Annotated in this window: 1 protein-coding gene; it reads left to right on the top strand. The window is 54.3% G+C overall.

The genetic code is table 11. The annotated features are described in order from the left end of the window. On the top strand, positions 1-223 hold a 223-nt coding region (locus tag QJT78_RS52680; protein ID WP_281461004.1), incomplete at both ends, for a transposase.

The raw sequence follows: 223 nt of genomic DNA, 5'->3' as shown, positions 1-223 counted from the left end.
ACCACAACATTGTTTGCGGCGCTCGAAGTCGCCACCGGAAAGATCATCGCGACCCATTCAAAACGCCGGCGCCGCGTCGAGTTTCTCGATTTCATGAACAGCGTCACCGCGACTTTTCCGAACCGCAAGCTTCACGTCATCCTCGACAACCTCAACACCCATAAAAAGAACGAGGACTGGCTCAAGGCCCACCCCAACGTGCAATTTCATTTCACGCCGACAA

Origin of the sequence: Bradyrhizobium sp. Mp27, assembly GCF_029953005.1 — a bacterium.
Taxonomy (GTDB): Bacteria; Pseudomonadota; Alphaproteobacteria; order Rhizobiales; family Xanthobacteraceae; genus Bradyrhizobium; species Bradyrhizobium barranii.
Note: the sequence above shows the minus strand (reverse complement) of the source record. Positions and strands in the feature narration are given on the sequence as shown.